Source organism: Anabaena sp. FACHB-1237 (assembly GCF_014696225.1).
GTDB lineage: Bacteria > Cyanobacteriota > Cyanobacteriia > Cyanobacteriales > Nostocaceae > FACHB-1237.
Window position 1 is genome coordinate 1 of record NZ_JACJPV010000064.1, and the last position, 15,879, is coordinate 15,879.

8 protein-coding genes and 3 pseudogenes are annotated in these 15,879 nt (G+C 33.2%); 3 read left to right on the forward strand and 8 right to left on the reverse strand.

Features of this window, described 5'->3' with window-relative positions:
- From H6F32_RS19115 to H6F32_RS19125, 3 genes and pseudogenes are all read left to right on the forward strand, one after another.
- A pseudogene (locus tag H6F32_RS19115) lies at positions 1 to 191 on the forward strand (photosystem II D2 protein (photosystem q(a) protein)); the annotation flags it as partial.
- The gene (psbC, locus tag H6F32_RS19120) at positions 175 to 1,557 is read left to right on the forward strand and encodes a photosystem II reaction center protein CP43 (RefSeq protein WP_190370865.1); all 1,383 of its coding nucleotides are present in this window, start codon (positions 175 to 177) and stop codon (positions 1,555 to 1,557) included. The pseudogene H6F32_RS19115 and the gene psbC, both read left to right, overlap by 17 nt.
- Positions 1,558 to 1,787: 230 nt before the next feature.
- Positions 1,788 to 2,711, forward strand: a complete 924-nt coding sequence (locus tag H6F32_RS19125) for a hypothetical protein (RefSeq protein WP_242031196.1) — start codon at positions 1,788 to 1,790, stop codon at positions 2,709 to 2,711.
- A gap of 236 nt (positions 2,712 to 2,947) precedes the next feature.
- On the opposite strand, the gene H6F32_RS19130 is transcribed toward H6F32_RS19125, so the two are convergent.
- From H6F32_RS19130 to H6F32_RS20740, 8 genes and pseudogenes are all read right to left on the reverse strand, one after another.
- Positions 2,948 to 3,799: an SWIM zinc finger family protein gene (locus H6F32_RS19130; protein WP_190370867.1), complete on the reverse strand. Its 852-nt coding sequence runs from the start codon at positions 3,797 to 3,799 to the stop codon at positions 2,948 to 2,950.
- 245 nt (positions 3,800 to 4,044) lie between these two features.
- Complete coding sequence (locus tag H6F32_RS19135) at positions 4,045 to 7,662, reverse strand: helicase-related protein (RefSeq protein ID WP_190370868.1); 3,618 nt, start codon at positions 7,660 to 7,662, stop codon at positions 4,045 to 4,047.
- Between the two features lie 78 nt (positions 7,663 to 7,740).
- Positions 7,741 to 10,800 carry a hypothetical protein gene (locus H6F32_RS19140; protein ID WP_190370869.1) on the reverse strand — a complete coding sequence of 1,020 codons (3,060 nt, stop codon included), beginning with the start codon at positions 10,798 to 10,800 and terminating at the stop codon, positions 7,741 to 7,743.
- 209 nt (positions 10,801 to 11,009) lie between these two features.
- Complete coding sequence (locus tag H6F32_RS19145) at positions 11,010 to 12,155, reverse strand: glycosyltransferase family 4 protein (protein ID WP_190370870.1); 1,146 nt, start codon at positions 12,153 to 12,155, stop codon at positions 11,010 to 11,012.
- 140 nt (positions 12,156 to 12,295) lie between these two features.
- Entirely contained in the window at positions 12,296 to 13,846 is a 1,551-nt protein-coding gene (locus H6F32_RS19150; RefSeq protein ID WP_190370871.1) for an MFS transporter, read from the reverse strand.
- A pseudogene (gene recO, locus H6F32_RS19155) lies at positions 13,830 to 14,742 on the reverse strand (DNA repair protein RecO). The gene H6F32_RS19150 and the pseudogene recO overlap by 17 nt, the downstream one beginning before the upstream one ends.
- Positions 14,743 to 14,769: 27 nt before the next feature.
- Positions 14,770 to 15,474, reverse strand: a complete 705-nt coding sequence (gene deoC, locus H6F32_RS19160) for a deoxyribose-phosphate aldolase (RefSeq protein ID WP_190370873.1) — start codon at positions 15,472 to 15,474, stop codon at positions 14,770 to 14,772.
- A 9-nt stretch (positions 15,475 to 15,483) separates the two neighbouring features.
- Positions 15,484 to 15,648 (reverse strand): annotated as a pseudogene (locus H6F32_RS20740) (modification methylase NmeDIP); the annotation flags it as partial.
- Between the last annotated feature and the right edge of the window lie 231 nt (positions 15,649 to 15,879).

Consider the following 15,879-nt stretch of genomic DNA (forward strand, 5'->3'; position numbering starts at 1 on the left):
CATTAAACCTCCGGGCTTATGACTTCGTATCTCAAGAATTACGCGCAGCAGAAGATCCTGAGTTTGAAACCTTCTATACTAAAAATATTTTGTTGAATGAGGGTATCCGTGCTTGGATGGCACCTCAAGATCAACCCCACGAACAGTTCGTATTCCCTGAGGAGGTACTTCCACGTGGTAACGCTCTCTAATAGAGTTATGGGCGGTGGACGTGACCAAGAATCAAGCGGTTTTGCTTGGTGGTCTGGTAACGCTCGTTTAATCAACTTATCTGGTAAACTACTTGGTGCTCACGTAGCCCACGCTGGTTTAATCGTTTTCTGGGCTGGAGCAATGACTTTATTTGAAGTTGCTCACTTCATACCAGAAAAACCCATGTATGAACAGGGATTAATCCTCCTTCCTCACATCGCTACCCTGGGTTGGGGCGTTGGTGCAGGTGGTGAAGTGATTGATACATTCCCCTACTTTGTGGTAGGCGTACTACACTTAATTTCCTCCGCAGTTCTTGGTTTTGGCGGTATTTATCACGCGGTTCGTGGTCCTGAAACCTTAGAGGAATATTCTTCTTTCTTTGGTTACGACTGGAAAGATAAGAACAAGATGACCAACATCATCGGGTTTCACCTCATTATCCTAGGATGTGGTGCGTTATTGTTGGTGCTAAAGGCAATGTTCTTTGGTGGAGTTTATGATACCTGGGCTCCAGGTGGTGGTGACGTGCGTGTTATCACTAATCCTACACTTAACCCTGCTGTTATCTTCGGTTATTTGATTAAAGCACCCTTTGGTGGCGAAGGCTGGATTGTTAGCGTTGATAATATGGAAGATATTATCGGCGGTCATATCTGGATTGCTTTAATTTGTATTTCCGGTGGTATCTGGCACATCTTCACTAAGCCTTTTGCCTGGGCGCGTCGCGCTTTCATCTGGTCTGGTGAAGCTTACCTTTCCTATAGCTTAGGTGCTCTTTCTTTGATGGGCTTTATTGCTTCCGTCATGGTTTGGTACAACAACACTGCTTACCCCAGTGAATTTTTCGGTCCTACTGGTCCTGAAGCTTCTCAAGCACAAGCTTTAACCTTCTTGATTCGTGACCAACGGTTAGGAGCTAACGTTGGTTCTGCTCAAGGTCCCACTGGTCTTGGTAAATACTTAATGCGCTCTCCTACTGGTGAAATCATCTTTGGTGGTGAAACCATGCGCTTCTGGGATTTCCGAGGTCCTTGGTTAGAGCCTCTACGTGGTCCTAACGGTTTAGACTTAGAGAAGATCAAGAATGATATTCAACCTTGGCAAGCTCGTCGTGCAGCTGAATACATGACTCACGCTCCTTTAGGTTCTTTGAACTCTGTAGGTGGTGTAGCAACTGAAATTAATTCTTTCAACTATGTATCTCCTCGCGCTTGGTTGGCAACTTCTCACTTTGTGTTAGGTTTCTTCTTCCTCATTGGTCACTTATGGCACGCTGGCCGCGCTCGCGCTGCTGCTGGTGGTTTTGAAAAAGGTATTGATCGTGAGAATGAACCAGCTTATTACATGAATGATCTTGACTAAATGACATTTTTAGTTTAGATTTTTGTAATGCAAATTGATCATGAATAATTTATTAGCTCTTGCTACATAGCAAGGGCTTTTTTTAGATTTTTTTGGTTACTGTTTTGCACATTGATTTGATATATTATGTAACATAAAAAATAAATTTTATTAAAGGTCAGATAATGAACAGGTTCAAATACGGTACGTCTGTATTGACGCTTGCGGTTGGTTTGGTCATGGACACATCAATGAATCAGACAGTCATTGCTGAAGAAGTTATTCGACAATCAATTACCCAGCCAGCAGTCACAAATCAGGTTATTAGCACTGCGATTACTCCTGCAAAAACTGAGATTTCTCCTCAACCAGGGACTTTCACTTACAGTGCTAGTGATTTACTGGCCAAAAGACCACTGGATTTAGATGTATTTTGTAAAAATTATCCTTTAAATTCCCGCTGTACCAATCAACCTGTCAACACACCAGTAACAAAACCAGAGGAAGTTAAACCTGAACCTACGAAGGAAAACAGTGAAACTTCTGCAAAAACTAGCGGTTGGGCAATTACACCTGAAATTACTACATTAGGTGTGGGTGCAACAGTCACCAAATCTATTACACCTAATATTAATGCTAAAGTTGGGGTTAATGGTTTAGGTATAAGTAGAGACATTGCCTTGTCTGATGTTGATTATAAAGTCGATCTCAACCTGTTGAATATATCTACCCTCGCTGACTACCATCCTTGGAAAAATGGCGGTTTCCGTTTGACTGGAGGCTTGGTATTTCAGGACAATAATATAGAAGGAACTGCCAAGCCTAAGAATGGTGTAACAATTAATATCAATGGCGTGAATTATAATACCACAACTGAACTGACATCAGTTAAAGCCAAGGTTTCTTTTAGCAATAGTGTTGCACCATATATTGGCATTGGTTGGGGTAATGCTGTGAAACCTGGTAAACGTTGGGGTTTTTCGACAAATTTGGGTGTGATGTTTGCTGGATCTCCACAAGTAGCGTTAACACCCGAATTTGCCCCAACTGCAACGCCTGCTTTAAAACAGGAAATTACTAATAACATTGAAGCAGAAAGGAAAAAAGCGCAGGATGATCTTAATTGGTTGAATATTTATCCTGTTTTTTCTATTGGTGTTTCTTATCAATTTTAGAGAAAGATTTAGGGGATGTTTTCAAAGTTTTTGCAAATATACATTAAGTCCTCTGGTAAACTTCTCCCCTTGAAGGGGAGAAGTTTAGGTTTTTCGAGATTATTGGTTTCAGTTAAGCTGTTGTGCCTTTAACTTGAATAATTAATACAAGCAAGATGCTTGTGCTACTGTAACTTCAGGTTTTTTAATTATACAGTGAGTGCTGCACATTAGCTTAATACTTTTCAAACAACCTCTTATTCTCCTACCTTCATGGCTGATAAAAATGATTTTTGACTGACATCTTTATATATTGTTTGTAGATATTTCATGACTAAATTATTATTTTGATGTTCTGGATCTTCTGCTAGGGGAATTGTTCCTAATACATCTAAGATAGTTTCGTTCATTGATGGAGAAATGACTACTAATGAAGGTTCTAATGGTTCTGAATATTGCCAAAATTTATCTAAGGAATTATCTATTTTAGGTCTATCTTCATGATAATTATTTAATGTTTGATTTTCTGAAAGATGAGTTTTTAAAAACTTTTCTGGTGATTTTCCAGTATTTTGCTGATAACGAAATTGGCGTAAATTATGAATAATTTGTGCTTTGGTTCTTCCACGAAGTTGAAATAATACAAAAGGATCTTCACTAAAGCGATCGCTTAATTGATAATAGATAGCACCAATATGTTTACAAGGGACTGCTTTATCTGGACAGGAACATTTACTATGAACATCATTCAAGGTAAAAGGAAACAAAGATAAACCATTACTAATAAAAACATCTTCAATATTTTGGGGCATTTCTCCAGCTAATAGTTTAGCAGAGAAAATAGCTTTTTTTGCCATAGTTTCAATAACATAACCCCATTGTTCATCGGTAAATTTGTCCAGAAATAAAGATACTTGATAAGGTTCTGGTTCACTACCTTGTACTTTTGCTAATACCTTAGCACCTTGAAAATTAATACTTAATACATTTCCTTGTCGGGCATAATTTCTCGCTCTTTCTAGGCGTTTTTTGAATCTATAAGCATCTAATAAATCTAACCATTTTTGTGACCACCATTCCCGATTTGTTTGTAAACTTTGATTATTCATATAATTGACCTTATTTCATTAGTTTTGTAGGGTGCGTCAGATATAATAAATCTGTTGATTGATAGAACTTATGTAGTATGACGCACCCTAGATACAGCACATTCCATCTACATCAGGTACACTAGGAACACAGCAAGATGCCTGTGTTACAAGGGTTTTATCATTAATATCTGTACCTCATAATAACGGAAACTGCTGTATTTAGGAAATATATATTGGAAAATTTAGACTTAACAAACATTCTCCTAGATAGAAAGTATCAAATTAAGTACATTTAATTCTTGAGAATTTAATAGATATTTTTCAGTAAAAACCTTATTTCTAATTTCCTCCAAACTGTAACTTCTAAAGACAATAAAGGGAAATTCCTGATAATTATGACCTATAGGTAAAACATTTCCTACAGGATATAATGAACGAATATAAATAGATAAAATATCTTTAAAACGTTGATCTTCTGGTTCTTCTATGTTACTTTCAAAATATTCTTTCATCACTTCTCCACTAATAAAAGCAAATAAAGGTAAAGCATAATATTGATCATTTTGTTGACTTTTCTGAACGAAATTCTGAGTTTTTGCAGGTGCGTTTCTCAATGTTGCTACTAATTCCATAGCATCTTTCACGGCATAAGTCAAACTTTCAGGATACATTTTACTTTTACTAATGTTATGTAAATTTTCCCATAATTCGGAATTAGCATATTTTTCAATATCCAATAAACGCATTTGATAAGACTCTTCAATTTTTTTACTGGGTACTATTAATAAACCTCCATTAATATAACCTAATTCCAAAGGTTTAAAGTCAAGTAATTTATCAAAAGTTTTCGCAAGTTCCAAAAAGTTGTTGTTGAAACTTTCCCTAATAGTTAAATAACTTGCTTCTGTATTTTTCTGTACTACAAAATCACCATCTTTCATTAATGATTCTAAACTGGTATATGCTTGTTTTAATGATAGATGACTTTTATTTATATTATATTCTTTTTTAAGTTGAGAAATTAAACTTTCAATTTGACTAGAAAAACTTTCCCCAGCAGCAAAAACTGATTTTCCCCCAATAGGAATCAAAATATATTCTTTCCTTCCAATTGTACCATAACCTTGGATTCTAGTCATGATAGATGCTTTGAGAATTAGTAGAATATTTAATAAACTTAAAGCACTTTCTTGTACAGAAATTTGGAGTTCATCTTGATAATACGTCGCACGTTCAGCTAAATAGAAATTAAGATGTTTATCTTGATTATCTATCATATCATTTCCCCTACCTCGGTAAATAACCTGAATTATTTCCATGAGGTTTTTTTCAATTTCAAATTTAGGAATTTCTACTAAAATGTGTGTTGCTTTGGGAAATGATAAACCACGACTTCCTGAAGCAGTCATAAATACTACTTTAACTGTTTCTTGATATTGTTTAATTTCCTGCTTTTCCTGTTCAGAAATGTTTGCATGTATTTCTAAATAATGGGTATTTTTAACAAAGTTTCTTTGTTCTAATTTTGCTTGAATTGTATCAATTATTTCTGCTAGTTTGGGTTTATTTTGGATATAAACTACAAATTGTTCTATTGCGGAGTCTTGTAATAAAGTTTCAATATCTTTAACAATTTGTTCTTGAACTATTTTCTCTAGGGGAGATTTATCCTTAAGTTTGGTTTTATTGATAAATTTACAAGATTCAATAATGATTTTATAATTGATGGTCAAACTTTTCGCAGGATAGGTATTAGTATTAATGATGATAGATGGTAAATTATTAAATAGGAAATGTTCCACAGATAATGGTTTAATGTTTGACTGTGCTTTGCGAAAAAAGATTTTATTTGGTTCAGGTTTAGTATCTTCTAAGTGTTGACAAATCACATTTTTATCAACGATGGAAGCATCAGCAACGATGATTTTGGTATTGAAACCATTTTCAGGTTTTGTGAGTTTATAATCTTTAGATATTTTATGAATACCTGCTAAAAATTCTACTCCTCCTTCATCCCCAGTAATTTCGTCTATCATAATAAATAGATGTTTAATGCGACGAGAAATTTTTTGCATTTTTTCAGGAAAAACGGTATTTTCTTTACTGTTATATGCGTCACGAAATATTTTTTCTAAGTGTTTTAAAGTATCTCCATAGTCAGTTTTTTTCAATGACTGAGTGGAAGCAGTCGCAATAATTTGATTATGTTCTTCACTTTTAATGAGATGATATAAACCTTCACAAATACTATTTAAAACTCCTTTTGTTTTTTGTCCAATATCATGAAAAGTATCGTCGCTAATATGTTCTAGTCGTTTTTTTTGCTTTGCTATTCTTTGGATATTTTCAATGTTGAGAAAGTGAACTGGCCCTAAAGTAAAATCATTTTTGTGGATGTTAGATGTATATGCGACAGAATATTTACCAGAGTTATCTTGAATCAAATTACTATCACTATTGATAGCAAAAATTCTATCATCAACTAATTTTCCAGTGTGTTTATCTTTGAATTTTTCAATAATATCCAAATTCACTTGTTTCCGAGGACTAACATAGAATAGCAAAAAACCTTCATCTTGATATTGTTTAAGAAAATCTACTATTGCGGTAGTTTTACCAATTCCTGGGTTTCCAGTGAGAAAGATGTAGGTATTTTCTGATAGTAAATACTTTTTAATTAGTTGGTTATGTGCTTGTCTAAAGTTGCAATTTTCAGTTAAATTTAAACTAGAAATTATTTCTGGAGGTACATGAGAAACAGAGTTATAAAAATCTGTGATTGTTTCTGTGTGTGGTGGTAAAATGTTAATTTTATCTGGGGTAATTTCTAAAAGTGATTTAACTAGTTGTCTTCCTTCGTGAAAACTATAGAAAGCGTTACGTTTAATTTTATCTAAAACTCGACGACGTGCGGATATAAGTTCTTCATGTTTATCTTCTTTTGTATAAATTTGATAACAAGTTTGGAAAATTTGTAGATTTTGTGCTGGAATAGAAATAGTGTTAAATGAGCGATCGCTATATCCCACTGCATTACATACTAATCTGGATATATCTGGAATAATCGCACTTTGTTGAAGAAATTGACAGAAACTATAAATATAACCAGCAGCTTGAATTAATTTCGCGCTTTCTTTATCATGATATTTAAAAGCAGTAAAATATTCTTGTAAAGCTGGAGAAAAATCGAGGTTTAAAGATTCTGTATCAATGCGTAAATTAGAAAATACACTTTTAGAACGAATATAATTAACATCTCTTAATAATAAACTTCTAATAATTTCCACATAGTCAATATCTTCCATATCTTCATCTGTGTGAATAGAAAATACCGATAAGTCAAGACATAAAACGCGATATTGACGTTTATATTTTAAGAAAATTAAACTATCAGCATTGAGAAATTCACCTGTTTTCTTATATTTACTAATATCTGAAGAAGTAATTGCTAAATTTTCCGCTAAATTTTGTAACTGAGACAGAACATTTTTAAACCATTCTTGACTATTAACCTCATAAGTACCAATACTATTATCACCATTAAAACAACATTGATAATATAAAATTTCCACATTTTGTAATTTGTGGTTTTCATTAAGTTCCAGAGATTTGAGATATTCCCTAAAAAAGTTTAAACCACATAAAAACCCTTTTTGTAGGAAAAATTGACACCATTTTTCTGCTAATTCTCGATTTAATTTACTGACAACTTTATCAATAATGCGTTTTTTGATTTGAGAAAATTTCAGATGTTCTAATTCTTGACGGTATAAGTTACGAAAGTTATTTTTGATATTATTTTGTTGAATATAGGATAAAATCCCAATATTAAATCCTACTTCAAATAATCTTCCTAAATCATCTGCTATTTTTGCTGTCATTATTTCACCTTTAGTTAATTGTATGTCAAAATTAATTCATATTTGTGATGTTGGCTTACAATTTCGTTTAACTCAAACTTAGGGCTTATTTAAAATTTCCTTAATGTGAGTTAAAAATGCGAGAGAATTAAAATTCCCCTTATTGCGACTATGGGGAAATAACGCAGCTTGACTTACTGATTCATCCCCAATTAAGTTTTCATAAGGATCTAATTTTAATTGAATAGTACCTGATTTTTCATAGCGAGAAAAATGAAAAAGGGTTAAACATTGTAAAATCTCATTTTTTAATTGATTATCATTATCGTCATCATAGATTAATCCTTTTCTGATATCTTTATCATCTAAAATCCCATCATACATATTTAATAATGTTGCATAGGACATCACTCCATGATATTTGACATCATTCGCAACTTGTAAACCATTAAACAAGTTAAAAAATATCACAGATTGTTTGTTTTTATCCTCTGCTAAATTAGTCAGTTCTAGGGTATCTTGAATATATAATGATGTGGATTCTACCTTAGTTTTCATTTTCACAACATAGTATTTTTCAAAAAACATGGGATAAATTTTAATGTCAGGTTTGTCTTTTATGAATGAGGTAATTACATTTTTTGACATGAAAAATAATTCTTCATCTTTCACAGTTTGGGTAATATGTAATGTACTGCTATAGGGAACTTTCGCTATATAAATAAAGTGTCTATATCCTTTTTGATACAGTTTGTTGACATTATCAACTATTACGGTAGGATATTCAAACATTTTCTCATGATCATCAAAATTTTCAGAAAAGGTTTTAAAAATTTGAAATCTCACACTTTTAGCTTCCATTTGTAAGGTAAGAATTTCTCCAATTAAATTTGAATTTTTCTCTTTTATTCCCCATTTACTATCACTTTCTCGACTGGAAACTACGATAATTGCAAGTTTATCCAGTTCCTTAAATGCAAATTTATCCGTTGGTAATAATTGGAATTTTTTGGGAACAACCGAATATAATGAAGTGAGAACATTAGGAATTTTAAAGTTAATTTTCTTTGAACTATCAGTAATTACTATTCCCTGTTCATTACTACGATATCCATCATTAAATAAGTGTGATAATACCTTGGTTAAGGAAACTATAAATTTCTCAATAATGACATTTTTATCAGTTTTTTGTTTCAGATGTATTCTTAACAAAGGAATAAATATTTTCGTCTGTTTTTCTAAAATGACATGAAGACAAATATATGCTAGTAAACTGTAGGTAATTTTGTAAATTATTTCTTGATGAGTTTCTAATTTGGGAGTTTCTAAACGATGGGGAAAAATGAGTAATTTACGATGTTTTAAGTTTTTGTTATAAAAATCTTGACATCTTTCATCTTCCATCCCTAAAAATATCACTGGTAAAACTTTCACAGATTCGGGAATATCATATTCCATATTAAAGGTTTCTTTGTCTTCTGTCTCTAAAAAATGAATTTCACTAATATTGATATTTCCGCTAAGTGTAATGAGGAAGTTTGGTTGCGTGGTTGCCTTTCCTACGTTGATATATTTTAAACAGTCTTTAAAGTTTTTTCTCAATGTTTCTTTAAATATGGTTTCTCTGTTGTTAATACTATCAATATCATTTTCTAAAATACTATTTTTAACAGAAATATGTACAGGATAGTTTCTACCAGGAAAGGGAGTTTCTCTTTTAATTAAACTTATTAAAGCCTTTCTGAGAATATTAATTTTATGCTGAGTTTTATATTTATTAAACCCTTTACACAAATTTCTCAACAGTTTCTTTTTTTCTTCTTCATTATTACCTTGTAAGGTTGATAAGATAATATTTACTTTTGCTAAAGGATCATATTCTAACTCTTTTTGAGGATCATAATCTGCTACTGTAGGATTTTGACGAGATGCAAATATGAAATAATATAAAAATGCGATTTTCAAAACTTTATACGCAAAACTGCTTTTTTCTGATTCATTCCCAATAGCTTCTTGATGTTCTTTACTATCAGGATTTAAAATATTCAGGTTATAATCAAAAACTGTTTCACCACCATAAGCCTGTACTTTACCATCAAATTTTAATTTTAATCCAAAGGTAAATTCTATTTTCTCTTTACCAGGATCTTCTGTTTCTCCTAAATAACCTTCAATATTGGGTATAATTGGTAATATATCATAGGCTTCACTGCGAGAGAACATAGTTTGATAATTAACTGATGTTCCAGCATAATTAACTTCATATTCTCCATCTGCTTTAGTACTATCGTTAATATATTCTTCTAATAAGTACAATCTTCTAATTAAATCCTGTAAATATATCTTACCTTTACGATTATCTTCACTCGCCTTTTCATCAATATTTTCTAGGAGAAATTCTAAATATTTAATCTTGGTTAGTTTCTTTAATTTCCCTAATGTCTCCTGGTTGACTAGGTTTTGTAAAGCGTAAATATCTGAGTTAGGATTTTTTTCTAAGCTGTCAATAATATCTTCTAATTCCTCTCTATCTAGAGAATTAATATCTTCAAAATTCACATTTATACAATTATTAATTCCTATTAATACTGTTGATGTAAAATCACGAGGTTTATCTACGGAAATTTTGACTTTATGTGCTTTTAATAGTTGTTTATTTAGATTATTTTCGGTTCTCTTGACTGTTAATCTTTGTTTTTGGATATTTTTCACTGGAAGAAATGGATAGGTAAAGTCTAAAAGGGTTTCTTTAGTTTTTTCATGTTTATTATAGTCTCCTTTAAATGTGTGTAAATCTGTTAGTAATTGCTGAATAAATTGAAACCTATTTATTGATTTATTTTCGGGATTTTTGTCAATTGCTATGGTTAAACTTTCTTTGATAAGATTCACAATTTCTTCAATTTGTTCAATAAATAAATCTTGGGAATTTGCGCTAAAATTCAATGTAGCAGCACGTATTGATTTTTCATTTCCTAATGGGTTAGCTGGGTTTAATTTAATTACTTCATTAACTACTTCATTAATATTAATTAATACTTGTTGATTATCTTTAGAGATATTAAATATTTGCTTTTCTTTGATAACTTGTAAAATCTTCTTTAATAAGTCAGTATAATCCACATTGGCTAAGGCTGGATTTATTGCTATTTTATTCATCCTGATAACTTCCTTGTCTTATCAATACTTAATAGACACCTGGTGAAAATGAATGTAGGAATAATTCATGAATTGTCCCTACAAGAGTTTCAAATCAAGGACATTGAATTACTGCGAGATATCTAACATACATTAAGTATATTAGATTTATATGGGTAAGTCAAATTAAGATCCCAACTTATTTTTATATAAGTCAGGAATCTTAATCTTTATAATCTACCTGATGTAAGATGACGCTGTGACAATATTCGACTATATAGCTCTTCCAATAAAGTAATATTATCATTAAGTGTATACTTTTCTAATACTCGCTTTCTTGCTTTTTGTCCTAGTAATGTGGTTAACTCTGGATGATCCTGGAATAATGGTAATAAAGTTCGTAATTGCGATCGCACAGAAGCAGTATTAATTACTACACCTGCTCCTTTAGCTAATACTTCCCCATCAGCGCCTACATCGGTTGCTAAACAAGCTAAACCGCAGGACATCCCTTCCAATAAAGATAAGGATAAACCCTCAACCAAAGAAGGTAAAATAAATACATCCGCCCCACGTAATATTTCTATGCGCCGTTCTTCACTAGCTACAAATCCTAACCAAATAATACCATATTCAGCACCATAAAAAGGTTCTAAGGAAGCTCTTAATGGACCATCACCAACTATTAAAAGTTTGGTACTAGTGTCCATATCTGATTGTTTCCATGCCTTTAATAGTGATTCTACATTTTTCTCTGGAGCAATGCGTCCTTGATACACAAATAAACGTTCTGCATCAAATTCTTTTTTAATATGAGAAATTCCTGGGGAATATTTATCAGCATCTACCCCATTAGGAATAACTGCAATTTTCCTTTCTCTAACTCCCATTTTCGCTAATAGTTCTCGTTGAATTTGCGAAAAAACAATCACGCTATCATAATTATCTAAAAAAGGTGCATATAATTGATAAGCTATCAATTGTGTACCTGATATTAATTTTGCTCCTTTTCCAGCAAAAGGGGTATGAAAAGTAGCGACAAGAGGTACATTTAACTCTTGACAAATTTCTGGCAAAATAAAATCTAAAGTTGATAAAGTCAACGAAGCATGAACCACATCTGGCTTAATTTCTCGCAAAGAGTCTGTTAATACTTTGGTAGCTTTAAATGTGGGAATTGTATAAACCTGAGATTTGTAGATAAAAGGTAAAGAAACTTCTTTAAAATTAGGCCAATTATCTGGTTCTGGTTCTTCTTGTGCAAAGTGGAGAAAACTTACTTCATGTCCTCTATCTAATAGGCCATTGGTAATTTCTCGACTGTAGGTAACGTTACCACAAAATGGGGTTTTTTTGCCAATCCAAGCTATACGCATTCTTTGTTTATCTATCAATAAAGGAAGGTGAATAAAGGGGGGTATATAGCAGTTTTATAGGGCTTTATTATTTACTTGAGGTCAGGAAATTACTGATTTTAGTCTTTCCTGATTCAATTCTATCATAAAACGGAGCATGATTAGGAAATTTTTTCTCCTGTTTTTTCGGAGTTATACCAGGTGAAAATTCCTCCTGACAATACTATACCAGCCAGTGCTAAAAATACTGCGTTTAATCCAATGAATGTTTCTGCTACTCCTGCTAATGCTAAAGGTAAAGAAAGAGCAATATTTACTAGATTATTCTGTAATCCAAATACTTTACCACGCATGGCGGCTGGTGTTTCTGATTGAATAGCAGTTTGCATGGGAATACCAATTAAAGCGCCACAAATACCCATGAGGGTAATTAATAGGAGAACCATGAATAATTGGGTGGTAAATATTGATAAGCCAGTTAAAGATATTGTCATTCCTAAACAACCAAAAAAGCTCAATTGTTTATAGGAAAAACCTTGGCCAAATTGTCCTAAAATTCCTGCACCAATAGCAATACCCACGCCACCAAATGCTAATAAAAATCCGAATTGGGAGGCTTTTAAACCAGGAATAATTTCTGCCATTCGCACCGCAAGAACTGTTAATGCTGCAATTACAGAAAATAAGATAATTAGTTGTAATAAAGCATTACGAACACGATAATTTTCTTTTAAGTATTTTAAACCATCTTTGAGGTCTGAGAAAATATGCGGAAATTCCGTTTCTGGAGGATGGGGTTTTTCGTTTGTTCTTAGTACAAATAAAATTAGTCCTGCGATCGCATAACTACCACCTACTAAAATCTCTTTACCTAAACTTCCATTACCCACAACATTATCCCATATACTATCAGCTAAAGCTAATACAGGTTCACCAACAGCAAATCCCACAATTACTGAAGCCATCATGGTAGTTGTGTATAAAGAATTAGCTGAAAGTAAGTCCTCTTCTTTGACTACTAACGGAATCGCTGCTTGTTCTGCTGGTGCAAAAAACTGGGTTAAGGTTGATACCAAAAATGTTACCGCTAAAATAATTAAAAAGCCTATAGGTAATACTCCCACAGGTCGCCAACTATGGGTTATCCACAATAATGGAGGAATAATTAATACTAATATTCCCCGCCAAATATTAGAAGCTACTAATACTACTTTTTTTGACCAGCGATCCACAAATACACCTGCTAAAGAGCCAAATAATACTGCGGGAATAGTAAAGGCCATCATTAAAGCGGAAACCCAACCGCTAATACTTTGATTACTAGCTTTAAATTGACTATTAATCAAAGCAATCATTAACACTAAATAGACTTTATCAGCCAATTGACAGAAAACCTGACCACCCCACAGGGCTAAAAAGTTGGGGTTTTTTAAGACGGCTAAAAATCCCTGATTAGGTTTATTTACTCCGTCAATATTGACATTATCATCTGACACATCGAGGGGTGTGGCTGTTGCTAATGGTTCTAAAACTGACTCATTTTTCTCCACTGGATTAAAGTTATGATTATTATTGGTCTTAATTTGATCATCAGGTTTAATTACTGATGGTATAGGCTGAGATATGACACACTTATCTGATACCCGATGATGTTTAGTTTTTTGGGATGAAAGTGCTGGCTTTTTTCTATCTAAATCAGATGATTGCATCATAGTTGGGTGGCAAAATAAGAATCAATCAGGGTAGCAGAACGTATAGAATGTCCCAGATGATACTGGACATACTGACGTAAAATTTGCTCGACAGATAACCAGCCAGAATCTGAGGCTGCATCTATTTGTATTATCTCTGTTTGGGAGAGATATTGAAGCATAATTAATTGTTTTCCATTCAAACGACGATTAATAATTGGTATCTCTTGTTGATGGAAAACCGTTTCATATCTACTAGAATTAGCTGTAGTAGTAGAAAAATTTGACTCTATCTCCTTATTCTCCTTTCTTTCCATCTCCCGTTGTTTCCGCAAACCCTCCCAAGCCTTTAAACATATTATCCCTCCTGCGGAAATACTAAATCCCACTTGCCAAAATGGGTTTTGTAAGTCTGGAGTGAGGAGACGCTGAGTTAAACAACAACGTTCTACCTCTGGTGTTAACCCAGCTAAGGCTAATAATTCAAAAATTCCTTGAGTTAAGTAAGCGATAATACTTATTGTAGCGTGATTTGGGATTTTTTCCAAGCGTTCTAGGTACTTATTCAGTAAATCATAAATTTCTATTTGTGATTGTTCACTTAATGCTTGATGTAAAACCATTTCTGCCAAGTATTGACTAGCCGCTAATTTACCTAAGTTTTGTGATAAACTAAAGTAACTTTTTATGGTTTGTGCTTGTGTAATTGTACTTAAAGATTTACCAGGATGAATTAATAATTCGTTGACTATAAATAGCCCAGTTCTGGCTCCTAGACTCGATTTGTGCTTACGTGCACCAGGAGCGATCGCTTGAATTAGTCCAAATTCTTTAGTTAGAATTGTTACTATTTTATCCGACTCTCCCAAAGGTTGAGCTTTTAAATTAATACCAGTGGCTTTATATGCTTTTGTCATTGTTAGTAAATAAGGAATAGGGAAAAGTCAACCGTTGAAATTCTCTATTCTCACTCCGTACTCCGCACTCTTATCACGCTGATGTAACAAATATACAGCGCGGGATGTACCTAAGCGAGTAGCACCTGCCATAATTAAATCTAAAGCATCATTGTAAGAACTAATACCACCGGATGCTTTAATACCTACTCTTTCCTGGGTTATTTCCTTCAATAAACGTACATCCGATACCGTAGCTCCACCATTCCAGCCGGTACTCGTTTTTAAGAACGCTGCACCTGCATCCATAGCTAATTCCGCCGCCAATTTTTTCTCCGCATCTGTTAACAAGTTCGTTTCTAAAATTACCTTCACAGGCTTACCAACCTCCTCACAAATTGTAGCAATTTCCCGGTGAACTAGGTCTGTTTTCCCCGCCTTTAACCATCCTAAATTCATCATGATATCTAATTCCGTCGCCCCATTTTCCACTGCTTCCATCGCTTCATATAACTTAACATTAGCCGTTGTTCCCCCAGTAGGAAAACCTATCACAGTACAAACTTGCGGATCTTTATTATGTAATAGTTCCGTTGCTAGTTTGACATAGCATGGATGTACACATACTGCTGCAAAATTAAGTCTATAAGCTTCTTCGCACCATTTTTCCACATATTCAGGGGTAGCAGTTGCTATCAACAGAGAGTGATCAATATAGGGTGCAATATCAATATTAGGATAATCTGCTGCCATAGTTTGTGGTTAACTTATTGAACAGTTAATAATAGTCTGAGCTAATGTCTTAGCTGCTAAATATGGTACACCATTTTCTACCTTTTTAAACATATTCGTAAGTGACATATTTTCTGGAAGACAAAAATTAGCAGGAAGGGACTTAATAGCTAACGCTTGAGGAACAGAAATACGGCAAATAAAGATAACTAAATACCTGTGTTTGGTGATAGAAAATATATTTTTCCCACAGAGAAATTTGTAACTTAATATTCTCAAGATTGATATTTTTAAAACCATAGGACTTACGCATTGACAGAATAAAAAAATAGTGCATTGATAAATAAGGGTCGTCTAGTAATCGGTATGGGAGAATGAGAGAAATTACTAAACTCTCGACAGCACAATGCAACATAGACATCTACA